This is a genomic window from Blastococcus sp. TF02A-26, from assembly GCF_003319125.1.
GTDB lineage: Bacteria > Actinomycetota > Actinomycetes > Mycobacteriales > Geodermatophilaceae > Trujillonella.
In genome coordinates, this window is the sequence record NZ_QOHG01000022.1 from 20,931 (window position 1) to 44,814 (window position 23,884).

A 23,884-nucleotide genomic window follows, 5' to 3' on the forward strand; every position below is an offset into this window, starting at 1 on the left:
GCGGCCGGGAGTCAGCCACCAGTTCCGGACCCGGCGAGTCCGGTGTGCGCGGCCAGGAACGCCAGCTGGTCGGCGGCCAGGCCCACGGTGCGGCTCACCGCGCGGGCGCCGTGGCCGACCGCGACCTCCCGGCGCAGCAGCACCGGGGCCGCCGCGGTCGTGGCGTGCTGCAGGGCCGCGGCCAGCTTCCGCGCGTGCAGCGGGTCGACCCGGGTGTCGCTCTCGAAGGTCGTGAACAGCACCGCCGGGTACGCCGCCCCCTCGCGCACGTTGTGGTACGGCGAGTACCCCAGCAGCCAGCCCAGCTCGACCGGGTCCTCGGCGGTGCCGTACTCGTCGTTCCAGGTCCGGCCCAGGCCGAAGCGCTCGTACCGGACCATGTCCAGCAGCGGCGCGCTGCAGACGACGGCGGCGGCGAGGTCCGGCCGCTGGGTGAGGGTGGCGCCGACCAGCAGGCCGCCGTTGGAGCCGCCCATGACGGCCAGCTGCTCGTGCGTCGTCCACCCCTCGGCGACCAGGTGCTCGCCGGCGGCGGCGAAGTCGTCGAAGACGTTCTGCTTGCGCTCGCGCATCCCGGCGCGGTGCCACTCCTCGCCGTGCTCCGAGCCGCCGCGCAGGTTGGCCACCACCCACACGCCGCCGGCCGCCACCCAGGACAGCGCCTGCGCCGAGTAGGCCGGGGTGAGCGAGACGTTGAAGCCGCCGTAGCCGTAGAGGACGGTCGGCCGCGGGGTGTCCGGCGTCCCGGTCCCCGACAGGACGAAGAGGTGCACCGGCGTGCCGTCGGCCGACGTCGCGTGCGTCTCGACGACGGCGACCGCCGGGACGTCGCCGGCGACGGGGGCCCGCTCGTTGTCGGCCAGCGCCTCCGGCTCGGCGGCGTCCCAGCGCAGCACCGAGGGCGGCGTCGCGTAGTCGGTGTAGCCGACCCAGGCGGTGCTCCCGCCCTCCGGCGGGCTGGTCACCCCGGAGACGCTGCCCGGCGGGAGCGCGGTCACGTCGTGCCGCTTCCCGGAGCCGTCCGCGGCCCAGACGCTGAGCCGGTCGGTCGCGTCGACCGAGTGCACGGCGAGCACCTGCAGGGTGCCGTCGGGCCCGTCGACGAGCGCGACGTCGGACAGGACGCGGTCGTCGGACTGCGGGATCACGTCGGACCAGGCGTCGACGTCCCAGGTCGCGGAGTCCTCCGGATCGGCGACGGCCAGCCGCCAGCGCGGTGCGTCGCGGTCGCTGACCAGCCACAGCCGGCCGTCGCGGGCGACCCACGCCGAGGTCTGCGCGTCGACGCCGACCTGCAGCTCGCGCAGCTCCCCGCCCGCGGCGAGGTCGGCCAGCCAGACGTCGTCCCGGGGCGCGGTGCCGGCCGAGGCGGACACGGTGAGCCAGCGCCCGTCGCGGCTGGTGCGCACGCCGTAGTAGTTGGTCGGGTCGAGACCCTCGCCGTGGACGAGGACGTCGGTCTCCGGGTCGGCCCCGACGCGGTGGCGCCACACGCGCCGGTGGTACTGCTCCTCGCCGGCCGGCACCCGGTCCGGCGCCAGCCGGCGGACGTAGAACAGCTCCTCGCCCCCGGGCAGCCAGGCGACGGGGGAGTAGCGGCACCGGTCGACCGGGCCGTCGAGCTGCTCGCCGGTGGCCACGTCGAGCACGTACAGCCGCGACTCCTCGTCGCCGCCGGTGGAGAGCTGGTAGGCCAGCCGGTCGCCCTCCCAGGACGGGGACCAGGCGTCGAGCGTGGTCGTGCCCTCGGGGTCGATCGCCATGGGGTCGACGAGGACGCGCACCGTGCCGTCGGGCTCGCGGACCCGGAGGACGGCGTGCTCCTGGCCGGGGTCGCGGCGGGTGGAGAACGCCCGGCCGGCGCGGTGCACCGGGACGCCCACGGCGCCGGCGTGCACGAGCTGCTCGAGCCGCTCGGCGAACCGGGCGCGCAGCGGGAGGGCGGCCAGCCGCTCGGCGGTCAGGGCGTCCTGGGCGTCGGTCCACGCGCGGGTCCGCGGGTCCTCGACGTCCTCCAGCCAGCGGTAGGGGTCGGCGACGGGGGTGCCGTGCAGGTCCTCGACCAGGTCGAGCCGCGGGGCCTCGGGATAGCGCACCCGGCCACGGTAGGTGACCCCGCCGACGGCCGGGCGGGCATCTCACGAGCGCAGGAGGGCTGTTCCGGGCCATGATGGGGACGCCCGTGGGTCGCGCAGCACCCAGCGGCACGTCCCGGGGCGCTGGAGGTGCCCCGTGCGTCGTGCCGTCGACGGGTCGCCCGCGAGCCAGCCGGGCCCGCGTCGCGACCCCGTGCCCCTACCGCTGACACCCGTGCCCGGCCGCGGGACCGCCGCGGCCACCCTGCTGCTGAACGCGACCTACGAGCCGCTGTGCGTGGTCTCCAGCCGACGGGCGATCGTGCTCGTGCTGGCCCAGAAGGCGGTCTCGGTCGACTCCTCGGAGGACGTCGTGCACGCCGAGTCGGTGGCCGTGCCGGTGCCGGTCGTGGTGCGGCTGACCCGCTACGTGCGGGTGCCCTACCCGGCGCAGGTGCCGCTGTCGCGCCGGGCGGTGTTCACCCGCGACGGGCAGACCTGCGTCTACTGCGGGAGCTCGGCGACCAGCATCGACCACGTCGTGCCGCGCAGCCGCGGAGGCACGCACACCTGGGACAACGTCGTCGCCGCCTGCCGCCGCTGCAACCACACCAAGGCCGACCGGTCGCTGGCCGAGATGGGCTGGAAGCTGCCGCACCCGCCGCACACCCCCAGCGGCGCGGCGTGGCGGCTGCTCGGGCACCGGACGGTGGACCCGCGCTGGCGCGAGTGGCTCGGCATGCCCGAGACCGTCTCGGCATGACGTCGCTGGGGACGGCGCGGCGGCTGTGGGCGCTGGGGGAGCCCTTCCACGCGCTCACCTACTTCGCGGCCGAGGCGCGGACGGCGGCCGAGGACGCCGGCATCCGCGGCTTCTGGTCGGGCTACTTCGCGATGCGGGCCGCGCCGCTGGGGCCGGTGGGGCCCGAGGTCGTGACGGCGACCTTCGTCGGGTTCGCGCCGTCGTTCGTGCGGCGGTGGGTGCCGGCGGTGTGGGAGGCGGTCGCGCCCGCGGACGCCCTGGCCGCCCGGCTCGCCGGGGTCGACGCCGCCGTCCGGCGCGTGCTCGGCGAGGAGTGGCCGGACTCGGCCGAGGCGGCGGAGGCCGCCGACCTGGCGGGGCGGGCCGCAGCTGCCGTCGACGTCCCCGGCCGGCCGCTCGCAGCGGCCAACGCCGGCGTCCCGCTGCCCGACCGGCCGCACCTGGCGCTGTGGCAGGCGCTCACCACGCTGCGCGAGCACCGCGGCGACGGGCACACTGTGGCGCTGGTCCAGCGCGGGATCTCGGGGCCGGCCTCCCACGTCCTCGCCGTCGCCGCCGGCCGGACCGACCGCGAGTGGCTGCTCAAGGCGCGTGGCTGGAGCGGGCAGGAGTGGGACGACGCCGCGGCCGGGCTCGCCCACCGGGGGTGGCTGGCCGGCGGTGAGCTGACCGCCGAGGGGCTGGCCGCGGTGGCCGCGGTCGAGGCCGACACCGACCGGCTGGCGCGAGGTCCGTGGCAGGCGCTGGGCGACCCCGGCTGCGACCGGCTCGCCGCACTGCTGGCCCCGGTGCGCCGCGCCGTCGTCGCGGCCGGCGACTGGCCGACCGGCAACCCGATCGGCGCCCCCGACCCCTCCTGAGTCGAGGCATGGGAAGCGATCCCCACGATCTGGGCGTGCAGACGTGGGGATCGCTTCCCATGCCTCACGTGACCCGGGAGCGCTCCGTCGGATACGCCTCGTGCGCGCCCTCGGCGAGGACGGCGCGGAAGCGGTCCATCGCGTCCCAGACGTCGACGAACCGGGTGTAGAGCGGCGCGCAGCCCAGTCGCACCCGGTCCGGCGTCCGGAAGTCCGGGACGACGCCGCGGTCGACCAGCGCCTGCGTGATCTGCCACGCCTGCGGGTGGGCGAGGCTGACGTGCGAGCCGCGGCGGGCGGCGTCGCGCGGCGAGGCGAGGACGACGCCGTGCGGCGCCAGGTGCTCGTCGGCCAGGGCGACCACCAGGTCGGTCAGGGCCCGTCCCTTCGCCGCCAGCGCCTCGATGCCGGCCTCGGCCACCAGCCGCGCGCCCACCTCGACCGCGGCCGTGGCCAGCACGGGCGGCGTCCCCACGCCGAAGCGCTCGATGCCCGGGGCCGGGTCGTAGGCCGGGCCCATGGCGAACTGGTCGCGCTGGCCGAACCAGCCCCAGATGGGCTGGCGCAGCTCGTCCTGCAGCTCCCGCCGCACGTAGAGGAACGCCGGCGCGCCCGGCCCGCCGTTCAGGTACTTGTAGGTGCACCCCACCGCCAGGTCGGCGCCCACGGCGTCCAGCTCGACCGGCACCGCGCCGGCCGCGTGCGAGAGGTCCCACAGCACCAGGGCGCCGGCGTCGTGCACGAGCCGCGTGACGGCGGCGAGGTCGGGCAGCGCACCCGACCGGTAGGCCACGGCCGAGAGGACGACGACCGCGACCCGCTCGTCCAGCGCCGCGGCCAGCACGTCGAGGTCGAGGCCCTCGTCGATGTCGGCCGGGATCTCGCGCACCTCCATCCCGCGGGCGGCGGCCGCGCCGGCGACCAGGTAGCGGTCGGTGGGGAAGTCGTCGGCGCAGCAGACCAGCACGTCGCGGCCCGGGCGGGCGTCGGCGCCGGCGACCAGCAGCTTGTAGAGGTCCACCGACGTCGAGTCCGACACCAGGACCTCGCCGGGCCGGGCGCCGAGCACGCCGGTGCCGATCACGTCGCCGACCTCGGTGGCCCGGCCGATCCAGTCCGCCCACGAGCCGACCAGGCCGCGGCCCCACTGCTCCTCCACCACGCGGGCGAGGGCGGCCGGGGTCTCGCGGGGGAGCCGCCCCAGGGAGTTGCCGTCGAGGTACAGCAGCGCGTCGTCGGCGATCACGAACCGGTCGCGGAACGGGGCGAGCTCATCGGCGGCGTCGAGGGTCGCGGCGGCCGCGCGGGAGAGGTCCACGACCCCTGTCTACAGACCCCGCAGCACGTCGCGCGCGAAAGGCCCCGAGGGACGGTCGACGTCCGCCCCGCCGTGCCGGGACACGACGCGTCGCGGACGGCGGCTGCCGGTAGGTTGTCGGGCGTGAGCGTCGTCGAGACCATCCTCATCTTCGCGGTGATCCCGCTGGCGATCGTGCTGTTCTTCGCCGTGCTGACCCTCCTGCCCGGGCGGGCGAAGAAGGTCCGCTACAAGCCCGGCCAGCCGTGGGAGCACGAGCCGGTCTGGTACGAGCCGCACCCGGTGGGTGGCGGTCACGGCAGCGGCCACGACAGCGAGCCGAAGGCGATCGGCTCGTCGGTGTACCACGAGCCGGGCGGTCCGGGGCACGGGCACGACTCCGTGTCCGGCGGTGCGTCGGCGGCCCCGGCCCGGCCCGCGCCGGTGTCCGCCGGCCCGCTCGGCGGCGCCCGCGGGACCTGGTGAGCCCGGCGCGATGACCACTGCACCCCAGACTCGTCCCGGAGGTCGGCGATGACCAGCACGCTCGAGGCCACGTCGCACGACACGGCCACCGCCCACACGTCCACGGCCCGCACCGACGAGGTCGAGCAGGACCACCAGCTCTTCACGCTGCCGGAGCTCAGCCGCCTCGACGAGGCGCTGACCATGTCGTCGCGGGAGACGGGTCTGCGGTTCACCCTCTACATCGGTGACCTCGGCGCCCGGACCCGGAGCCGCGCGGAGGAGCTGCACGCCACCTCCGGCGGCGACCCGGCCAGCGGGGTGCTCCTGGCGGTCTCGCCGGGCCAGCGCGTCGTCGAGGTCGTGACCGGGCACGCGGCCGCGCGCCGGCTCCCCGACCGCGCCTGCGCCCTCGCCGTCCTCTCGATGACGAACTCGTTCGCCGGAGGCGACCTGGTCGGCGGCATCGTCAACGGCCTGCGCCAGATGTCAGACCAGGCCGGCCACCCGCGGGGCCTCACCACGCACTGAGCGAGGTGCTCAGGGGCGCGCGTCGTCCGATCCCGCGGTCGCGACGGCGGGGCGCCGCCGCGTCCGGCGGCTGATCGCCCACGCGATCCCGGCCACCGGGGCCGCCACGAGGAGCCACGGCAGGACGACGCCGAGGACGACGACGACCGCGCCCACGGCCGTGAGCAGCCCGCGCCACCCGGCACCCAGCCCCCCGACGAAGCCGTCGGGGCCACCGCCGGCCGCCGGCGGGCTCTCCGGAGTCAGGTGCACGGTGAGGGTCGACAGGTCCACCTGGTCGGCGAGGAAGGCCCGCTGCGACTGCAGCGACTCCAGCTGACCCTGCCGGTCGGCCAGCGTCGACTCGACGGACAACAGCGCCTGGGTGTCCGCGGCGTCGTCCAGCAGGGTCAGCAGCCGCGCCACCGACGTCTGCAGCGCCGCGATCCGCGCGTCCAGGTCCACGGCAGCGGCCGTCACGTCGGAGCGGGTCACCGACACGCTCTCCACCTCGCCGACGTCGTCCAGGTCGTCCAGGACGCCGTCCAGTGCGTCGGCCGGCACCCGGACCACGAGGTCGGCGACGGCGTCGTCCCCGTCGTCGCCCGAGCCGGCCCGCTCGGTGCGCTCCTCGACCCGGCCGCCGGCCGCCGCGACCAGCTCGTCGACCCGGTCGGCGCCCTCGAGGGGGTCGTCCACGACGACCGAGGCCGTCGCGGTCGAGATCACCTGCCGGTCGGTGTCCGCGGAGCCGTCGTCGGACCCGCCGCCGGCGCCGGAGTCCTCCGCGCCCCCGGGCTCGGGCAGCACGGCCGCGCTGCCACCGCCGTCCCCGCTGCTCGAGTCGTCCCCGCTCGTGCAGCCCCCGGCCAGCGCCAGGAGCAGCGCCGTGACCAGTGCCGTGACCGCTGTGCTCCGGGAGCGCCGCATGGGCGGACGCTAGGCCCGAGGGCCCGTGGGGGACAGCGTCGAGGCCCGATCGTGACGGAACGCCGAGACGTCAGGGGCCCGGAACCGATCCGGTCCCGGGCCCCTGACGTCCGGCGGCTACGACTGCTCGGCGGCGTCGCGCTCCCGGGCGCGCAGGGAGCGGGCGATCCCGTCCCGGCCCTCGGCGACCAGCCGGCGCAGTGAGGCAGGGTGGTCGGCCTCGGCGAGCCACGTGTCCGCGGCCTGCACGGTGCGCAGCTCCACGACCGGCGGGAACAGGTACTGGACGGCGTTCTTCGCGATCTCGCCAGGACGGTTCTCCCACAGCGGCCGGATGTCGGCGAAGTACCGCTCCACGTAGCCGGCGGTCAGCTCCCGCTGAGCCGGGTGCCAGAACCCGGCGAGCATCGCCTCGTGCACCGCGTTGGGGATGCTGGCGTCGGTGAAGGCCTTCTGCCAGGTCTCCTCCTTCGCCTCCGCCGTCGGCCGCAGCGCCCGCGCGGTGGCGGCCCGACGCGCACCGGTGGCGGTGGCGTCCCGGGCCGCCTCGGCGTCGATCTCCGCGTCCCCGGCCGCGCCGATCGCGACGAGCCCGTTGAGGAACGCCCACCGCGCGTCGGCGTCGACCGCGAGGCCCTCGACCACGCGCGTGCCGTCGAGCAGCCCGCGCAGCGCGGCGGCGTGCTCCTCGGTGCGGGCGGCGGCGGACAGCGTCCGCGACCACTGGAGCTGCTCGTCGCTGCCCGGGGCGGCCGACTCCAGCGCGGACAGCGCCTTGTCGGCGAGCGCCCGCCAGCCCACCTCGGCCCAGCGCGGGTCGGCGTAGGAGCTGAGCGCCGACTGCACCCGGGCCAGCAGCGACTGGACGACGCTGATCTCGGTCTCGGCGTCGATGCCGGCCAGGACCAGCTGCACCCACTCGCGGGCGGGGAGCTCGGCGTCGCGGGTCATGTCCCAGGCGGCCGACCAGCACAGGGCGCGGGCCAGCGGGTCGGGCATGGTGCCGATCGCCGTCCGGAGCGTGGCCAGCGAGCCCTCGTCGAGCCGGAGCTTGGCGTAGGTCAGGTCGTCGTCGTTGACCAGGACGAGCGCGGCCGCCGGGTGGCCGACGAGCTCGGGGACCTCGGTGCTCGCGCCGTCGACGTCCAGCTCGACGCGGGTGGTGCGGGTCAGCCCGTCCGGGCCGGTGTCGTAGAGACCGACCGCCAGCCGGTGCCGCCGCAGGTGCGGGTGCTCGGGGACGGCGGTCTGCTCGATCGCGAACGAGCCGTAGCGGCCGTCGTCGGTGAGCGTGAAGACCGGGCGCAGGGTGTTGACCTGGCTGGTCTGCAGCCACTGCTGCGACCACTCGCTCAGGTCGCGGCCGGTGGCCTCCGACAGCGGGTCGAGCAGGTCGGCCAGCGTGGTGTTGCCGTATTCGTGGGCGCGGAAGTAGCGGCGGATCCCGGCCAGGAACTCGTCGCGGCCGACGTAGGCCACCAGCTGCTTGAGCACCGAGGCGCCCTTGGCGTAGGTGATCCCGTCGAAGTTCACCTCGACCGCGGCGACGTCCACCATGTCGGCGGCGATCGGGTGGGTCGAGGGCAGCTGGTCCTGCGCGTAGGCCCAGGCCTTCTCGGTGTTGGCGAACGTCGTCCACGCGGTCGTGTACTCGGTCGCCTCGGCCTGGCACAGCGTGCTGATGTAGGTGGCGAAGGACTCGTTGAGCCACAGGTCGTCCCACCAGCGCATGGTCACCAGGTCGCCGAACCACATGTGCGCCAGCTCGTGCAGGATCGTCTCGGCCCGGCGCTCGTAGCGGGCCCGGCTGGTCTTGGACCGGAAGACGTAGTCCTCGAGGAACGTCACCGCCCCGGCGTTCTCCATGGCTCCGGCGTTGAACTCCGGCACGAAGAGCTGGTCGTACTTGTCGAACGGGTACGGGTAGTCGAAGACCCGGTGGTAGAAGTCGAAGCCCTGCTTGGTGACGGCGAACAGCTCGTCGGGGTCGAGGTACTGGGCCAGCGAGGCGCGGCAGTACAGCCCCAGCGGGATGCCGTCGTGCTCGTCGGTGACGCGGGCGTACGGGCCGGCGATCAGCGCGACCAGGTAGGTCGACAGCCGCTTCGTGGGCTCGAAGTGCACCAGCTGCGAGCCGCCGGGGCCGCTCTCGACCGTCCGGCCCCCGGTGTTCGAGATGACCTGCCAGTCGAAGGGCGCGATCACGTGCACCGTGTGGGTGCCCTTGAGGTCGGGCTGGTCGAAGCAGGCGAACATCCGCTTGGCGTCGGCCGGCTCGAACTGGGTGTAGAGGTAGACCTGCCCGTCCTCGGGGTCCACGAAGCGGTGCAGGCCCTCGCCGGAGTTCGAGTAGGGGCAGTCGGCGACCACCTCGAGCGTGTTCTGCTCCGCCAGGTCGGGCAGCGGCAGCCCGCCGGCGACGGTGTAGGTGCCCACGTCCAGCGGCGTGCCGTTGAGGGTGGCCGAGTGGACGGTCTCGGCCACGAGGTCGATGAAGGTGCTCGCGCCCGGCTCGCGGGAGGTGAACTCCACCGTCGTCGTCGACCGGAAGGTCGACGTCCCCGGGCGTCCGGCGCCGTCGGTCAGGTCGAGGTGGATGTCGTAGCCCTGCACGGCCAGGAGGCGGGCGCGGGCGGCGGCGTCGTCGCGGGTCAGGTTGGGTACAGCCACACCAGGCAGCTTCGCACGGGGTGCCGACGCGCCGCCGATCAGCGGATCGGGGGAACAACGCGGGCGGGCGCCGACTTGGCAGCCCGCAGGGGGCCGGTTGCGCAGCGCGCCGGCCACGAGCACGTGAGGGAGCACCACGCATGACCGAGGCAGTGCAGAGCGCGCCGACGAAGGCCCGCGTCGACTTCTGGTTCGACCCGCTGTGTCCCTGGGCGTGGCTGACCAGCCGCTGGGTGCGCGAGGCGGCGAAGGTGCGCGACATCGACCTGCACTGGCACGTCATGTCGCTGGCGGTGCTCAACCGCGGGCGGGACCTGCCCGAGGAGTACCGGGAGATGATGACGAAGGCGATCGGCCCGGTGCGGGTCGCGATCGCCGCCGCCCAGCAGCACGGCGACGAGGTGCTCGGCGACCTCTACACGGCCATGGGCACGCTGCGCCACCACGAGGGCGTGGAGCTCGACGAGCTGATCGTCCCGGCGCTCGAGCGGGTCGGCCTGCCGGTCTCGCTGGCCGAGGCCGCGACGTCCACCGAGTACGACGAGGCGCTGGAGAAGAGCCACCACGCCGGCATGGACCCGGTCGGCGACGACGTCGGCACCCCGGTCATGCACATCGACGGCGTCGCCTTCTTCGGGCCGGTCATCAGCAAGGTGCCCACCGGTGAGGACGCCGGCAAGGCCTTCGACGGTGCGGTCCTGCTGGCCAACCTCCCCGACTTCTGGGAGCTCAAGCGCACCCGGACCTCCGGCCCCGACATGGACTCGGTCCCGGCCGACACCCTGGAGCTCACCCGGTAAGGAGCCCGCTGCCCCCCGCCGCCCGCGAGCTCGCGGCGGGCCCCTGCAGCGGGGCCGGGTGGGGCCCGGCATGCTCTCCGCGTGCCGAGCCCCACCCGTCAGCGCATCCTGATCACCGGCGCGAGCTCCGGCCTCGGCGCCGGCATGGCCCGCCGCTTCGCCGCCCGCGGCCGCGACCTGGCCCTGGTCGCCCGCCGGCTGGAGCTCCTCGACGCCCTGCGCGACGAGCTGCTCGACGCGCACCCCGGCATCCGCGTGATCACCCGCGAGCTCGACATCGACGACGCCGCCGCGGTCGACGAGGTGGTCCCGGCGATCGCCCGCGAGCTCGGCGGGATCGACCGGTTCATCGCCAACGCCGGCATCGGCAAGGGCGCCTCCGTCGGCACGGGGGAGGGGTGGGCCAACCGGGCGACGCTGTTCACCAACGTCCTGGGCACCCACGCCCAGTGCGAGGCCGCGGTCTCGCTGTTCCGCGAGCAGGGGCACGGGCACCTGGTGCTGATCTCGTCGGTGGCCTCCGTCCGGGGCATGCGCGGCACCCGGACGGCGTACGGCGCCAGCAAGGCCGCGCTCAACGCGCTCGCCGAGGGGATCCGCTCCGACCTGCTCGGCACCGGCATCCGGGTGACGACGGTGCTGCCCGGCTACATCGAGACCGAGCTCAACGTCGGCCGCCGCGGCCCGTTCACCGTGGACCTCGACACCGGGGTCGACGCGCTCGTGGCCGCGGTCGAGCGGGAGCCGGTGCGCGCCTACGTGCCCGAGTGGCCCTGGCGCCCCGTCGCCGGCCTGCTGCGCGTTCTGCCCCTGCCGGTGGTCCGCCGCCTCACCTGAGGAGCGGAGCCGATAACGTCCGGCCATGCCATCTTTACCATCATTGCGGGTTGCCGTCTGGGGGACGGGTGGAGTCGGGCGCAACGCCGTCCAGAGCATCGCGCGGCGCCCCGACCTGGACCTGGTCGGCGTCTGGGTGCACTCGCCGGACAAGGTCGGTCAGGACGTCGGCACCCTCACCGGCGGCGAGCCCCTGGGGCTGGCGGCGAGCGGGGACGCCGACGAGCTGCTGGCCCGGGACCTCGACTGCGTCGTCTACGCGGCGAGCGACGGCGGGCTGCGGGCCTTCGCCGTCGACGACTACGTCCGCCTCCTCGAGGCCGGCGTCGACGTGGTCACGGTGACCACGCCGGCGCTCATCCACCCGCCGGCGTACGACCCGGTGGCCCGCGCCCGGCTCGAGGACGCGGCCCGCCGCGGCGGCGCCACCCTCTACGCCTCCGGCATCGAGCCCGGATTCGCCGGTGACCACCTGGTGGCCCTGCTGCTCACCCTGTCGCGGCGCGTGGTCTCCGTGCGCGCGCAGGAGATCTTCAGCTACGCGAACTACCCGGTCGCGACGACGATGTTCGACGTCTTCGGCTTCGGCCGGCCGCTGGAGCACACGCCGGTGATGGCGATGCCGGGCGTGCAGCAGGGCACCTGGGGGCCGGTGGTCCACATGGTCGCGGCGGCGCTCGGGGTGGAGCTGGACGAGGTCCGGGAGACCTACGAGCGGGAGCTCACCGACCGGCGGCTGGAGGTCGCGTGCGGAGTGATCGAGCCGGGCACCGTCGGCGCCGTCCGCTTCGAGACCATCGGCGTCGTCGGCGGGCGGGACGCGATCGTCCTCGAGCACGTCAACCGGATGGCACCGGACGTCGCGCCGCACTGGCCGACCGCCCCGCAGGACGGGACCTACCGGATCGTGGTCGACGGCGAGCCGTCGATGCGCTGCGACCTGGTGCTGGGATCGAGCCCGGAGACGTCGAGCCCCGACGGGATGCTCGCCACGACCATGCGGGTGGTGAACGCGATCCCCGCCGTCTGCGCCGCCCCGCCCGGGCTGGTGACGGCGCTCGACCTGCCCCTCACCCTGCCCCGCGGAGCCCTCTGACCGCGGACGGCAGAGGGACTTTCGCGCGCGAAAGGCTCACCAGGAGATGCGCATCGGGCGGCCGCGGGCGTCGCGGGTGTTGTCGCCGACCGACTCCGCCGTCCCCTCCGCGATGCGGCGGGCCGACCACGCCGCCGCACAGGCATCGAGCGCGTCGACCGTCGGCAGGCCCGCCGGTGCCTCGGCGAGGGCGTCGAGCACGTCCATCACCGCGGTCAGGGCCCGCAGCCGCTGGGCGTGCCCGCGGGCGGTGCTCTTGGGGTCGAGCACCCGCTCGTCCAGGGTGCGGAAGGCGAGCTCGGGGAAGACCTCGTGAACCCGCGGGTCGGGCGGGTCGCCCAGGGCGTCGTCCAGGGACCGGATCGACCGCACGAGATGGAAGGACTGCGCCGACAGCGACCGGCCGCCCGTCGCCGCGACCGACAGCCGCCGCGCGTCGGCGTAGTCGTCGGTGGCCAGCACGGCCCGGACCGGCGCCGGGAAGACGGAGCCCACCCCGCCCCGGCCCCGGAGCGCGGCACGGGCCGCCACGTCGCAGGCGCGCACGCCGTCGTCCGACAGCCCGATCGGCATGTCGATGCCGACGACGTCGACGCCCGCCACGGCGAGGACGGCGGGCACGTCGTCGAGCACCAGCAACCGCACCGACCGGCCCTCCAGCAGGGCGCCGGCCCAGCGCCCGCGCCACCCGTCGACCCCCAGGACCGCCACCCGGCGAGCCTGACAGACTCGGCGCCATGCGCGTCTTCGTCGGCACCGACCATGCGGGCCTGGAGTTCAAGGAGCACCTCAAGGCCGCCCTCACCGAAGCCGGTCACGAGCCGGTCGACTGCGGCGCGTTCGAGTACGACGCCCAGGACGACTACCCGCCCTTCTGCTTCGAGGTGGGCGAGCGGGTGGTCGTCGAGCCCGGCAGCCTGGGCGTCGTCATCGGCGGCTCCGGCAACGGCGAGCAGATCGCGGCGAACAAGGTCCCCGGCGTCCGGGCCGCCCTGGTGTGGAACACCGCGACCGCGGAACTCGCCCGCCAGCACAACGACGCCAACGTGGTGTCGATCGGCGCCCGGCAGCACTGCGTCGAGGAGGCCACCGAGCTGGTGCTGCACTTCCTCGCCACCCCGTTCAGCGAGGACGAGCGGCACGTCCGCCGGATCGGCCTGATCGCCGACTACGAGCGCGACCGGCACCGCCCGGCCGGCGGTCTGCCCACCCACTCGGAGTTCGAGGCGGGATGACCGGCGCGGAGCTGCGCCGGGCCGCCGCGGCCGCTCGTGAGCTGCTCGTGTCGGTGGGCGACGGCTCGGCCCGCGTGCCGGCCATGGACGACGACGTCGCCGGGGTCACGGCGCACGTCACCGGCTGCCTGATCTGGTACGCCCAGGACCTCGCCGCGGGGCCCGAGGGAGCCGACGGGTTCACCCTCGGCCGCCGCCCTGAGGCAGGACTGCCCGAGCTGGTCCGCCAGCAGGGCGCCGCGGCCGAGGTGCTGGCCCGCACGGTCGAGGGTGCGGCGCCGACCGACCGCGGCCGGCACGACTGGGGCCGCCCCGACGCCTCCGGCTTCGCGGCCATGGGCGGCGCCGAGCTGCTGCTGCACACCGGCGACGTCGCCGGCGCACTCGGCCTGCCGTGGCGGCCGCCGGACGACGTCGCCGACGCCGTCCTGGTGCGGCTCTTCCCCTGGGCACCGCGCGACGCCGACCCGGTCGCGGCGCTGCTGTGGGCGACCGGCCGCGGCGAGCTGCCCGGGCACGAGCCGGTCACCTCCTGGCGCTGGCACTGCTCCCCGCTGGAGGAGTGGGACGGCCGGAGACCGGTCTAGAAGTCGTCGGGGCACCAGGGGGTCACCGGCCAGGAGAACGCGGTGGCCGCGAGCGTCACCGCGCCGGGGCTCACCTCGGTCACCCGTCCGGCCGCCTGCAGCGAGGCCAGCGAGACTCCGCCGAGGTAGGCCGCCGACAGCTCCTCGATGCCGAGCACGATGTCGGGATCGGCGTCGGTCGGTGCGCAGAAGCCGCCGGCCGGGTGCGCGGTGAGCGCCCACCGCCCGTCGTTCCACGGGCAGAACCGGTCGCGCACCTGGAAGACCAGGTTGATCGGCGTGGGGTAGCGGCGGGCGGCGAGCGCCCGGCCGACGTCGACCAGCCGGACCCAGAGCGCGTCGACCGGCCGGACCTGCAGCGCCCGCGGGTCGGTGACCAGGTGCAGGAGCGGCTCGTCGACCGACGCCGTCCGGTAGGACACCCTCCGCATCAGGTCCACCGACAGCAGGTACCGCCACAGGGCGGCGTAGGCCGGAGTGCCCAGGGCCCGCACCTCCTCGACGGCCACGGTGCCGTCCGGGGTCCCGGTCTCGTCGTCCCAGGCGGCGGTCACCCGGAAGGCGGCGTAGCCGGTCACCGTGCCGTCGGGCTCGGTGTGCAGCACGTACCGGCGGGCCCCGGCGCCGCGGCGGAGGTCGGGCCGGTCCTCCAGCAGCCGGTCCCACCACGGCGCGGTCCGCGTCATGTTCCCGGGCACGAAGCGGCGGACCCGCTCGTGCAGCGACGTCGCGGCGGCCCGGTACTGCTCGACGGAGGCCGGTGCCACGACCCCGGCGCCGAGGTCCACGTCCGGGCGGAGGACGACGTCGCGGATGCGCCCCGACAGACCACCCCGCTGGGCGGCCGGCGCGTAGCCGAACCGCCCGTAGATGGGTCCCTCCGACGCCCACAGCGCCGCGACCGGTTCCCGCTCCTGCTCGTGCAGCTCGGTCAGCTGGCGGCGCATCATCGCCGTCAGCACGCCCCGGCGACGGTGGGTGGGGGAGACGGTCACCCAGGTGACCCCGGCGCAGGGGACGACGGCGCCGGGGACGGTCAGCTCGCGGGTGTAGATGCCGGCGGTGGCCGCGACCCGGTCGCCGTCCCAGAGGCTCAGCGAGCGGTCGAGCTCGGCCACGCCGGGCGGCTCGGGCGTCAGCGACGGGCCCGCGTCGCTGCCGAAGGCCTCGTACATGGCGCGGCTGAACGCCGGCCACTCCTCGGCGGTGACGGGGCGCAGCCGGGAGGAGAGGGCGTCGGGGGAGTCGTCCACGATCCGTGTCTACCGGCAGCCGGTGACGGTCCGCCAACCACGTCACCGCCGTTCCGGCCCCCGCGGTGCCAGGATGCCGCCCATGGATCCGGCGCAGCGACCGATCGGCTGGTGGGTCAAGCACCTCGACGCCCTCCTCGAGGACGTCGTCGACGGCGCCGTCGCCGCGGACGGCCTGACCCGGCGGCACTGGCAGGTGCTGCACACGCTGGCCGAGGCGCCGGCCGACGAGGCCGCGCTCGCGCGGGCGCTGGCGGACTTCGACGGCCACCTCCCGGCGATCGCCGCCGACCTCTTCGGCCGTGGGTGGGTCGACCGGGCCACCGGATCGCTGGCGCTGACGGCCGAGGGGCGGACGGCGCACCAGCGGCTGGAGCGGGCGATCGGCCGGGTGCGCCGCCACGTGGCCGACGGCCTCTCGCGGCAGGAGTACGAGCGCACGATCCTGGTGCTCAGCCGGATGGCGCAGAACATCGAGCGCGCCCTCGGTCGGGAGGGCTGAGTGCCGGCCACCGCCGCGGACGTCCGCGCGACCGCCCTCGCGCTGCCCGAGGCCAGCGAGCGCCGGCCTGGGACATGGCCTGCCTGCGGGTGCGGGACAAGATCTTCGCGTCGATGCCGCCGGACGAGAGCTGGGTGGCGATCCGGCTGGCCGAGGGGGAGAACCGGTCACTGGCCGGCGAGCGGCCCGACGTCTTCTCCGTGCCGGACCACTACCGGAACTCGACGATGGTCGTCGTCGACCTCGCGGCGGTGGACGCACAGGTCGCCGGCCCGTCCTGACCCGGCCGGCGGCAGGCGGGTCCCGGGACGCTCGGGCTCTGCCCCGCATGTGGGGCAGAGCCCGAGCGTGCGGAGAGGTACCCCTGGGCCGTGGCCCGCCGGTCAGCCCCGGAGGTAGGCCAGGGTCGCCATGACGCGGCTGTTGCGGTCCTCGTCCGGCGAGAGGTCGAGCTTCGCGAAGATCCGCTGGGTGTGCTTCTCCACCGCGCCCGGCGTGACGACGAGCAGCCGGGCGATGGCGGTGTTCGAGTGGCCCTCGGCGATCAGCCCGAGCACCTCCCGCTCCCGCGGGGTCAACCGGCGCACCGGGTCGTCGGCCCGCTTGCGGGCGAACAGCTGGGCGACCACCTGCGGGTCCAGCACCGTGCCACCGGCGACGACGTCGGACAGCGCGGCCATCAGCTGGTCGAGGTCGGCCACCCGGTCCTTGAGGAGGTAGCCGACCCCGCCCCGGCCGTCGGCGAGCAGCTCGTCGGCGTAGGCCACCTCGACGTACTGGGAGAGCACCAGGACCGCCGTCCCCAGGGCCGTCGTCCGTGCCTCGACCGCCGCGCGCAGCCCCTCGTCGGTGTGGGTCGGCGGCATCCGGACGTCGACCACGGCGACGTCCGGACGCAACTCGGCCACGGCGCGGACCAGCGAGGGACCGTCCCCGACGGCCGCGACCACCTCGGTCCCGGCCTCCTCCAGGAGGCGCACGAGACCCTCCCGGAGGAGCACCGAGTCCTCGGCCAGCACGACGCGCATCACGCCCCGGGCACCTCCGCGGTCAGGCGGGTCGGGCCGCCGCGCGGGCTGTCCACGCCGAAGGTGCCGTCGGTGGCCCGCACCCGGTCGGCCAGCCCGGCCAGGCCGTGTCCGGGCGCGGCGACGGCCCCACCGCTGCCGTCGTCCTCCACGACGACGCGGAGGACGCCGTCGGTCAGGGCGACGTCGACCCGGCAGACCGAGGCGTCGCTGTGCTTGGCCACGTTCGCCAGCGCCTCGCTGACCACGAAGTACGCGGTGTTCTCGACCGCCGGCGCGAGCCGCTGCTCGGGCAGGTCGACGGCGAGCTCGACGGGCACGGGGGAGCGGGCGGCCAGCGCGGCGAGCGCGGCGGCCAGGCCGCGGTCGGCCAGCACCGGCGGCGCGATGCCGCGGGACAGCGCGCGCAGCTCCTCGAGCGCCTCGCGGGCCAGGCCGGCGGCCTCGCCGAGGGTGCTGCGGGCGGCCTGCGGGTCGCGGTCGAGCTGGCGCTGCGCACGGGCGAGGTCCATGCCCAGCCGCACGAGGTGCTGCTGCGGCCCGTCGTGGATGTCGCGCTCGAGCCGGCGGAGCGCCACTGCCTCGGCGGCGACGGCGGCGTCCCGACCCTGGGTGGCGCGGTCGATCTGCTCCTGGGCGGCCGCCCGGGAGGTGAGCAGCGCCCGGCCGACCTGTGCCTGCAGCACCGCGACCCCGCGGACGACGTAGGGGAGCAGGAGCGCGAACAGCAGTCCCAGCGCGGCGTAGAACACCAGTCGCAGGCCGTAGCCGTCGCCCAGGCCGAGCAGCTCGGGCAGGTCCTGGTCGTCCGGGCCGTCGGGCAGCGACCAGCCCCAGGCCGCCCAGGTCAGCCCGCCGAGCGCGAGTGACCAGAAGGCCACCGTGACGGAGAACGAGAGCACCGCGAACGGGAACCGGACGACGGCGTGCAGCGCGTCCAGCCAGCACTGCGGGTCGCGCAGCGGCGTGAGCAGCTGCCTCAACCGGCTCCCCTCGCGCCGCCGGTACGCCGGCCGCGGCACCTCGTGGCGGAGCACCGCCGGCAGCCACGCGCGCTCGGCCATGGCGAACCCGCGGGCCGCCACGAGGGTGAGCGCCAGGACGGCGACACCGACCCAGACCACCAGCAGCCCGGCCCCGACGGAGAGCCCCGTGACGACGACGACGAACGCCGCGATCGCCACCGGGAAGGAGGCGAGCGCGTAGCCGGTGTCGAGGCCGAGCTGGCGGACCAGGCCGCGGCGGTCGGGGGGAGCGGGGACGGCGGGCAGTCGCAGGGTGTCGGTCATCATGCCGTCGAGCCTGGTGTCGAGGGGCTCCGCGGCCGATCCCGCCACCTGGCCGATCCGGTGTCGGGCTGGCCCGACGGTCGGGGCGTGCGGGGCTGGGCGTCCATGTCGCCGGCGATGCTCCCGGCGGGGACGGCCGGTGTCCAGGACCGCGCGCCGCACCGCTGCCTCGTTAGGGTCGGTCCCGGCCCGGGCGGTCGGCAGCGGAGCCGGGCCGCCTCCGGACCGGGGGAGGGAGTTCGCCCGTGCGCACCACCGCGCTGGTCGCCGTCGCACTGCTGCTGGTGGCCGGCTGCTCGGCCGACGACGACCCGGGGGAGCCGGAGCGGCCGGACGAAGGGTCGGCGACCGTCGGCACCTCGGCGCCGGACGAGCAGCTGACCGTGGTCGGCGACACCTTCCCGTTCGCGGCGGCCGCCTCCACCAGCCGGGCGTTGTTCGACGAGGCGACCGTGGCGGTCGTGGCCCAGGACGGCGACCGGGCCGGTGAGCTGCTGGGCGCCTCGGCCGCGGTGGGCCTGGGCGTCCCGCTGCTGCTCCAGCAGCCCGGGGCCGCCGGGTCCGCCCTCGGCGAGGAGCTCGACCGGCTGGGCACGGACACCGTGCTGGCCGTCGGGGAGGTCCCCGTCGAGGTCCCCGGCGTCGAGGTGGTCGCCGTCGCCGCCGACCCGGGCGCCGTGGAGGGCGCGACCGGGCTGGACCTCGGGGACGCGGAGGAGGTGGCCGAGGACGGCGCCGTCGCCGCCGTGGCCGCGCTCGACCCGGAGCGACCGGCGGCACTGGTGCCCGACGGCGGGCCGACCGGCGGGGGCGGCGGGGACGGCAGGCTCCCCGAGGTCGACCGCGCCGAGCCGCTGTCGGACACCCTCGTCGTCGCCACCGCCGGACCCGAGTCGGTGGCCGCGGTCGCGACCGCCCGCGCGGCCGGGGCGCGGGTGCAGGTCGTCGAGGACGCCGACCCGCGCGCCTCGACCGACCTCGTGGAGCTGCTCGCCGAGGAGCAGCCGGCCGCGGTCGTGGCCGTCGGTGCCCCCCTGGGCCTCGAGGACGGCCTGGACTGGAAGCTCGCCTCCGCCGCGACCGGGGAGCAGCTGCCCGGCGGCGGCCAGCTGCTGTTCCCCGGCCGCATGATGGTCGCGCTCTACGGCTCGCCCGGCACAGGGGCGCTCGGCCTGCTGGGGGAGCAGGACCTGGACGGCGCGATCACCCGGGCGCGCGAGTACGCCGGTGCCTACGAGCCGCTCGTGGACGTCCCGGTCGTCCCGACGTTCGAGATCATCGCGACGGTCGCCTCGTCGTCGGCCGGCGCGGACGGCGACTACTCCAGCGAGGTCGACATCGAGGTGCTCCGGCCGTGGGTGGAGGCGGCGGGCGAGGCCGGCGTCTACGTCGTCCTGGACCTGCAGCCGGGCCGCACCGACTTCGTGACCCAGGCCGAGCGGTACCGGTCGCTGCTGGAGCTGCCGCACGTCGGGTTGGCGCTGGACCCGGAGTGGCGGCTGGGCCCGAACGAGGTGCACCTGACGCAGATCGGCTCGGTGGACGTCGAGGAGGTCAACCGGGTGGTGACCTGGCTGGCCGACCTCACGCGGGAGAACGCGCTGCCGCAGAAGCTGCTGGTGCTGCACCAGTTCCGGCTGGACATGCTCCCGGGCCGGGAGCGGCTGGACCTCTCCCGCGACGAGCTGGCGGTGCTGATCCACGCCGACGGCCAGGGCTCGCAGGGCGACAAGCAGGCGACGTGGCGGGCGCTGCGCGCCGCCAGCCCCCCGGTGTGGTGGGGGTGGAAGAACTTCATCGACGAGGACCTGCCGATGCTCACCCCCGAGCAGACGGTGGCCCAGGTCGACCCCGTTCCCCAGCTCGTCAGCTACCAGTAGGTCGGGGGACTCCCGTTCTGTCGGTCTCCTGTGGTGAGCTGGCTCTCCCCGCACCCCCAGGAGGAGCCGTGACGACCGTCCTGCCCGGCCAGACCAGCGAGCTCGACCCGCGGCTGCTGGAGCACCGCCGCGAGCTCACCGGCTACTGCTACCGGATGCTCGGGTCGTCGTTCGACGCCGAGGACGCGGTGCAGGAGACGATGGTGCGGGCCTGGCGGGGGCTGGGTGACTTCGAGGGCCGTTCGGCTCTGCGGTCGTGGCTCTACCGGATCGCCACCAACGTGTGCCTGGACCAGCTGAACGGCCGCAAGCGGCGGGCCCTGCCGATGGACCTGTCCGGTACGTCGTGGCAGCCGGTGGAGGCGTCGCTGGCCGCGGTCAAGCCGGCCGAGGCGTGGGTGGAGCCGGTGCTGGACCGCCAGGTCCTCCCGGAGGACGGCGACCCCGCCGAGCAGGCGGTGGCCCGGGAGTCGATCCGGCTGGCGTTCGTGGCGGCGCTGCAGCACCTGCCGCCCCGGCAGCGCGCGGTGCTGCTGCTGCGCGACGTGCTGCGCTGGAAGGCCGAGGAGGTCGCCACCCTGCTGGAGTCGACGGTCGCCTCGGTGAACAGCGCGCTGCAGCGGGCCCGGGCGACGCTGGCCGCCGTGGGCGGCGAGCTCGACTCCCGGCCGCTGGACGACGACCACCGCGACCTGCTCGACCGCTACCTCGACGCGTTCCTGCGGTACGACATCGAGGCGTTCGTGCAACTGCTCCACGAGGACGCGACGCAGCACATGCCGCCGTTCGAGATGTGGCTGCGCGGCCGGGAGGACATCGGCACCTGGATGCTCGGCCCGGGCTCCGGCTGCCGGAACTCGCGGCTGATCGAGACCACGGCCAACGGGTCCCCGGCCTTCGCCCAGTACCGCCCGACGGAGGGCGGTGGTCACGTGCCGTGGGGCCTGCACGTGCTGGAGATCGCCGACGGGCGGATCGCCCACATCTCCAGCTTCCTCGACCTGGACACCGGCCTGTTCGTGAAGCTCGGTCTGCCGGCCTCGCTGCCGCCGGGGTCCGTCGCCTGACTCCCGACCGCTGAACGGCCGCGGCCCACTCCCACCCCGGGAGTGGGCCGCGGCCGTTCAGCGGTCGACGACTCCGTGCTCGGCCAGCCAGACGGCTCGGCGGCGGGCGGAGGCCCGGGCGAGCCACGCGTCCTGCACCAGCTCGGCCAGCTCCTGCCGGGTGATCTCGCCGAGGCGGCTCGCCCGCACGAGCACCGAGGGGTGCCCGTCGAAGTGCGGCGTGGTGAAGAACGGCGTCGACCGGTCCTGGACGAGCGCCTCCTTGTCGGCCTCGGACTCGACCCAGAAGACGATGACGTCGGGCAGCCGCTCCCCGGTCTCGGGGTCGACGGCGTCCGGCCGCGGGGTCCGGAAGAACACGAAGGACTTGCCGCCCACCTGGTAGACCGGATTGCCCGCGCCGCCACGGACGACGGTCACGTGCGGCATCGCGAGCGCGAGCTCGTGCACGTCCTCGACCCGTGCCGGCCGGTCAGCGGTCACGCCGCGCAGCGTAGGACCGGCGGCCCCACCGGAGCGTCGTCCCGGCACCGGCCAGGACTCGTGCTGTCGTGGCCGGTGCGGGGACAACGCTGCGGGGGATCAGGCGGGGACCGGCACGCGCTCGCTCGGCACTGGGACCGCCGGCGCCTCCTCGGTGAGCCGCAGCCGGGCGTGCAGCCGGCGCAGCGGTCGGGGCGCCCACCAGTTCGCCCGGCCCATCAGCGTCATCACCGCCGGGAGAAGCAGCATCCGCACGAGCGTCGCGTCGACCACCACGGCCAGCGCCAGCCCGAGGCCGATCTGCTTGATCGGGGAGAACCCGCCGGCCACGAACCCGGCGAAGACCACGACGATGAGCAGCGCGGCCGCGGTGACGATCCGGCCCGTCTGCTGCAGCCCGCGCTCCACCGCGAGGTCGGTGTCGCCGGTGCGGCGGTGCTCCTCCGCGATCCGCCCGAGCAGGAACACCTCGTAGTCCATCGACAACCCGAAGGCGATCGCCAGCACGATGACCGGGGTGGTGATGCTCAGGCTGCCCAGCGCCTCGGTGCCGATCAGCGAGCCGAGGTGGCCGTCCTGGAAGACCCAGACCAGCGCACCGAAGCTGGCCCCGAGGCTCAGCACGCCCAGCGCCAGCGCCTTGAGCGGCACCACCAGCGAGCCGGTGAACAGGAACAGCAGGACCGTCGTCGCCCCGGCGATGACGAGCACCATCCACGGCAGCCGGTCCACCAGCGCCTGCTGGTAGTCCGCCAGCTGGGCGGCGTCCCCCGTGACCAGCACCGGCGCCGGGGCGGGCAGCGCGCGGACGTCGTCCACCAGCCGCATCGCCACCGGACCCTGCGAGTCGCCGGAGGGGACGACGTCCAGCACCGTCAGACCCGGCACCTCCGCCCGCACCGACACCGAACGCACCCCGGACAGCGCGCCGAGCCGATCGGCGTAGGCGGCGGCCTCGGCCGACGTCAGGCCACCGGGCACGACCACGGTCACCGGGTCGACGTCGCCCGCGTCGACGAAGCGCGACTCCGCGAGCGACGCCAGCTCCCGCGAGGCCGAGCCCGACGGCAGTGAGCGGGCGTCGGGATCGGCGAACCGCGCACCCAGGAACGGTGTCGCGGCCAGAGCCAGGACGCCGCCGACGACGACCACCACCAGCACGGGACGCCGCCGCACCCGCCGCGCGATCCCGGCGAACCGGTGGCCGCCGCCGACCCGCGCCGGCCCGATCCGCCGGCCCCACACGGCCAGCAACGCCGGCACCAGGGTGAGCGCGGCGACCAGGTCGAGCAGCACGACCGCCAGGCCGGCCAGACCCATCGACCGGAGGAAGTCGTCCGGGAACACCAGCAGCCCGCTGAGCGAGGCGGCCACGGTGAGGCCGGAGAAGGTGACGGTGCGCCCCGCGGTGGCGAAGGTCCGGTACAGCGCGTCCCCGCCGGCGGCCTTCTCCTCGCGGAACCGGGAGACCAGCAGCAGGCCGTAGTCGACGGCCAGCCCCAGCCCGAGCATGGTGACGACGTTGACCGCGTAGACCGACACGTCGGCGACCGCGGTGGCCAGCAGCAGGGCGCCGAGGGTGGCGCCGACCCCGGCCAGCGCGACCAGCACCGGGATGCCCGCGGCAAGCACGCCGCCGAACAGCACGACCATCAGCAGCAGGGCGACCGGCATCGAGATCATCTCGGCGCGGGCGAGGTCGCTGGCCGCCTGGTCGTCCATCTCGTCGTCCTGCAGCGGTCCGCCGCCGACGACGACCCGGGGCGCGTCGGCGTCCCGGAGCAGGGCGGCGGCGTCGTCGACGGCGGCCCACCCCTCCAGGGTCGGCTCGAACGTGACGGCCACGGCGACGGCCTGCCCGTCGGTCGCGACCAGCGACTCGCCGCCGCCCGACCACGGTGTCGCCACCGCGGCGACGCCCGGCAGCGCCGACAGCTCCCCGGCCAGGCGGGAGACCGGCTCCCGGAGGTCGGCGGCGGGGCGGCCGTCGAGGACGGCGGCGATGGTCTCGCCGCCCGGAGCCGCCTCCCAGAGCAGCTCGCTCGCCCGGTCGGACTCGCTGCCGTCGATCGACCCGACGTCGCCGTCGAGCCGCTCGAACAGGGCCGGCGCGCACAGCACGCCCCCGACGAGGACGGCGGCCCAGAGGGCGAGGACCAGGCGCCGGTGGGCGGCGGACCAGGCGGCGAGGCGGGGGAGCAGCACGGCGGTCTCCTCGGTCGAAGTGGCTGCTCAGAGCCTGGTCATCCGCGGCCCC

Annotated in this window: 23 protein-coding genes; 13 read left to right on the forward strand and 10 right to left on the reverse strand. The window is 75.6% G+C overall.

The window, feature by feature from the left end:
• Positions 1–11: 11 nt before the first annotated feature.
• Positions 12–2,096, reverse strand: coding sequence for a prolyl oligopeptidase family protein (locus DQ240_RS19985; protein WP_113841470.1), 2,085 nt, complete (start codon positions 2,094–2,096; stop codon positions 12–14).
• A 205-nt stretch (positions 2,097–2,301) separates the two neighbouring features.
• On the opposite strand from DQ240_RS19985, the gene DQ240_RS19990 reads away from it, so the two are divergent.
• Both DQ240_RS19990 and DQ240_RS19995 read left to right on the forward strand, forming a co-directional pair.
• Positions 2,302–2,838 carry an HNH endonuclease gene (locus DQ240_RS19990; protein WP_113841517.1) on the forward strand — a complete coding sequence of 179 codons (537 nt, stop codon included), beginning with the start codon at positions 2,302–2,304 and terminating at the stop codon, positions 2,836–2,838.
• Positions 2,835–3,698: a hypothetical protein gene (locus DQ240_RS19995; RefSeq protein ID WP_113841471.1), complete on the forward strand. Its 864-nt coding sequence runs from the start codon at positions 2,835–2,837 to the stop codon at positions 3,696–3,698. Before DQ240_RS19990 ends, DQ240_RS19995 begins: the two co-directional genes overlap by 4 nt.
• A gap of 64 nt (positions 3,699–3,762) precedes the next feature.
• On the opposite strand, the gene kynU is transcribed toward DQ240_RS19995, so the two are convergent.
• Positions 3,763–5,016: a kynureninase gene (gene kynU / locus DQ240_RS20000; protein WP_113841472.1), complete on the reverse strand. Its 1,254-nt coding sequence runs from the start codon at positions 5,014–5,016 to the stop codon at positions 3,763–3,765.
• Positions 5,017–5,139: 123 nt separating this feature from the next.
• On the opposite strand from kynU, the gene DQ240_RS20005 reads away from it, so the two are divergent.
• Positions 5,140–5,481, forward strand: coding sequence for a hypothetical protein (locus DQ240_RS20005; RefSeq protein ID WP_113841473.1), 342 nt, complete (start codon positions 5,140–5,142; stop codon positions 5,479–5,481).
• A gap of 48 nt (positions 5,482–5,529) precedes the next feature.
• Positions 5,530–5,991 carry a DUF5130 family protein gene (locus DQ240_RS20010; protein WP_113841474.1) on the forward strand — a complete coding sequence of 154 codons (462 nt, stop codon included), beginning with the start codon at positions 5,530–5,532 and terminating at the stop codon, positions 5,989–5,991.
• Between the two features lie 9 nt (positions 5,992–6,000).
• Here the strand turns inward: DQ240_RS20010 and DQ240_RS20015 are convergent, their stop codons facing one another.
• Positions 6,001–6,900 (reverse strand): DUF4349 domain-containing protein, encoded by a 900-nt coding sequence (locus DQ240_RS20015; RefSeq protein ID WP_113841475.1) that lies wholly within the window; start codon positions 6,898–6,900, stop codon positions 6,001–6,003.
• 117 nt (positions 6,901–7,017) lie between these two features.
• The gene (pepN, locus tag DQ240_RS20020; protein WP_113841476.1) at positions 7,018–9,570 is read right to left on the reverse strand and encodes an aminopeptidase N; all 2,553 of its coding nucleotides are present in this window, start codon (positions 9,568–9,570) and stop codon (positions 7,018–7,020) included.
• A 140-nt stretch (positions 9,571–9,710) separates the two neighbouring features.
• On the opposite strand from pepN, the gene DQ240_RS20025 reads away from it, so the two are divergent.
• The 3 genes from DQ240_RS20025 (at position 9,711) to DQ240_RS20035 (ending at position 12,303) form a co-directional block, all read left to right on the forward strand.
• Entirely contained in the window at positions 9,711–10,370 is a 660-nt protein-coding gene (locus tag DQ240_RS20025; protein ID WP_113841477.1) for a DsbA family protein, read from the forward strand.
• Between the two features lie 81 nt (positions 10,371–10,451).
• Positions 10,452–11,207, forward strand: coding sequence for an SDR family oxidoreductase (locus DQ240_RS20030; RefSeq protein WP_113841478.1), 756 nt, complete (start codon positions 10,452–10,454; stop codon positions 11,205–11,207).
• A gap of 43 nt (positions 11,208–11,250) precedes the next feature.
• The gene (locus DQ240_RS20035; RefSeq protein ID WP_199589421.1) at positions 11,251–12,303 is read left to right on the forward strand and encodes a diacylglycerol kinase; all 1,053 of its coding nucleotides are present in this window, start codon (positions 11,251–11,253) and stop codon (positions 12,301–12,303) included.
• 36 nt (positions 12,304–12,339) lie between these two features.
• Here the strand turns inward: DQ240_RS20035 and DQ240_RS20040 are convergent, their stop codons facing one another.
• Positions 12,340–13,014, reverse strand: a complete 675-nt coding sequence (locus tag DQ240_RS20040; protein ID WP_113841480.1) for a DUF429 domain-containing protein — start codon at positions 13,012–13,014, stop codon at positions 12,340–12,342.
• A gap of 26 nt (positions 13,015–13,040) precedes the next feature.
• On the opposite strand from DQ240_RS20040, the gene DQ240_RS20045 reads away from it, so the two are divergent.
• Both DQ240_RS20045 and DQ240_RS20050 read left to right on the forward strand, forming a co-directional pair.
• Positions 13,041–13,538, forward strand: coding sequence for a ribose-5-phosphate isomerase (locus tag DQ240_RS20045; RefSeq protein WP_113841481.1), 498 nt, complete (start codon positions 13,041–13,043; stop codon positions 13,536–13,538).
• Positions 13,535–14,125 (forward strand): hypothetical protein, encoded by a 591-nt coding sequence (locus tag DQ240_RS20050; RefSeq protein WP_113841482.1) that lies wholly within the window; start codon positions 13,535–13,537, stop codon positions 14,123–14,125. Before DQ240_RS20045 ends, DQ240_RS20050 begins: the two co-directional genes overlap by 4 nt.
• Here the strand turns inward: DQ240_RS20050 and DQ240_RS20055 are convergent.
• On the reverse strand, positions 14,122–15,378 hold the full coding sequence (locus DQ240_RS20055; protein WP_113841483.1) for a GNAT family N-acetyltransferase: 1,257 nt from the start codon (positions 15,376–15,378) through the stop codon (positions 14,122–14,124). The two genes, DQ240_RS20050 and DQ240_RS20055, sit on opposite strands and share 4 nt — an antisense overlap.
• A gap of 82 nt (positions 15,379–15,460) precedes the next feature.
• Between DQ240_RS20055 and DQ240_RS20060 the strand changes: the two genes are divergently transcribed.
• Both DQ240_RS20060 and DQ240_RS20065 read left to right on the forward strand, forming a co-directional pair.
• Positions 15,461–15,880 carry a MarR family winged helix-turn-helix transcriptional regulator gene (locus tag DQ240_RS20060; RefSeq protein WP_113841484.1) on the forward strand — a complete coding sequence of 140 codons (420 nt, stop codon included), beginning with the start codon at positions 15,461–15,463 and terminating at the stop codon, positions 15,878–15,880.
• A gap of 74 nt (positions 15,881–15,954) precedes the next feature.
• Complete coding sequence (locus DQ240_RS20065) at positions 15,955–16,161, forward strand: hypothetical protein (protein ID WP_113841485.1); 207 nt, start codon at positions 15,955–15,957, stop codon at positions 16,159–16,161.
• A 102-nt stretch (positions 16,162–16,263) separates the two neighbouring features.
• Here the strand turns inward: DQ240_RS20065 and DQ240_RS20070 are convergent, their stop codons facing one another.
• Both DQ240_RS20070 and DQ240_RS20075 read right to left on the reverse strand, forming a co-directional pair.
• Positions 16,264–16,908: a response regulator transcription factor gene (locus DQ240_RS20070; RefSeq protein ID WP_113841518.1), complete on the reverse strand. Its 645-nt coding sequence runs from the start codon at positions 16,906–16,908 to the stop codon at positions 16,264–16,266.
• The gene (locus DQ240_RS20075) at positions 16,908–18,200 is read right to left on the reverse strand and encodes a sensor histidine kinase (protein ID WP_199589422.1); all 1,293 of its coding nucleotides are present in this window, start codon (positions 18,198–18,200) and stop codon (positions 16,908–16,910) included. The genes DQ240_RS20070 and DQ240_RS20075 overlap by 1 nt, the downstream gene beginning before the upstream one ends.
• 242 nt (positions 18,201–18,442) lie before the next feature.
• On the opposite strand from DQ240_RS20075, the gene DQ240_RS20080 reads away from it, so the two are divergent.
• Together DQ240_RS20080 and DQ240_RS20085 are read left to right on the forward strand one after the other, a co-directional pair.
• Positions 18,443–20,077 carry a hypothetical protein gene (locus DQ240_RS20080; protein ID WP_113841486.1) on the forward strand — a complete coding sequence of 545 codons (1,635 nt, stop codon included), beginning with the start codon at positions 18,443–18,445 and terminating at the stop codon, positions 20,075–20,077.
• Positions 20,078–20,145: 68 nt separating this feature from the next.
• Positions 20,146–21,144, forward strand: coding sequence for a sigma-70 family RNA polymerase sigma factor (locus DQ240_RS20085; protein WP_113841487.1), 999 nt, complete (start codon positions 20,146–20,148; stop codon positions 21,142–21,144).
• Positions 21,145–21,201: 57 nt separating this feature from the next.
• Here the strand turns inward: DQ240_RS20085 and DQ240_RS20090 are convergent, their stop codons facing one another.
• Complete coding sequence (locus DQ240_RS20090; RefSeq protein ID WP_233498848.1) at positions 21,202–21,627, reverse strand: MmcQ/YjbR family DNA-binding protein; 426 nt, start codon at positions 21,625–21,627, stop codon at positions 21,202–21,204.
• A 99-nt stretch (positions 21,628–21,726) separates the two neighbouring features.
• Positions 21,727–23,832 carry an MMPL family transporter gene (locus tag DQ240_RS20095; RefSeq protein ID WP_113841488.1) on the reverse strand — a complete coding sequence of 702 codons (2,106 nt, stop codon included), beginning with the start codon at positions 23,830–23,832 and terminating at the stop codon, positions 21,727–21,729.
• Positions 23,833–23,884: the final 52 nt, after the last annotated feature.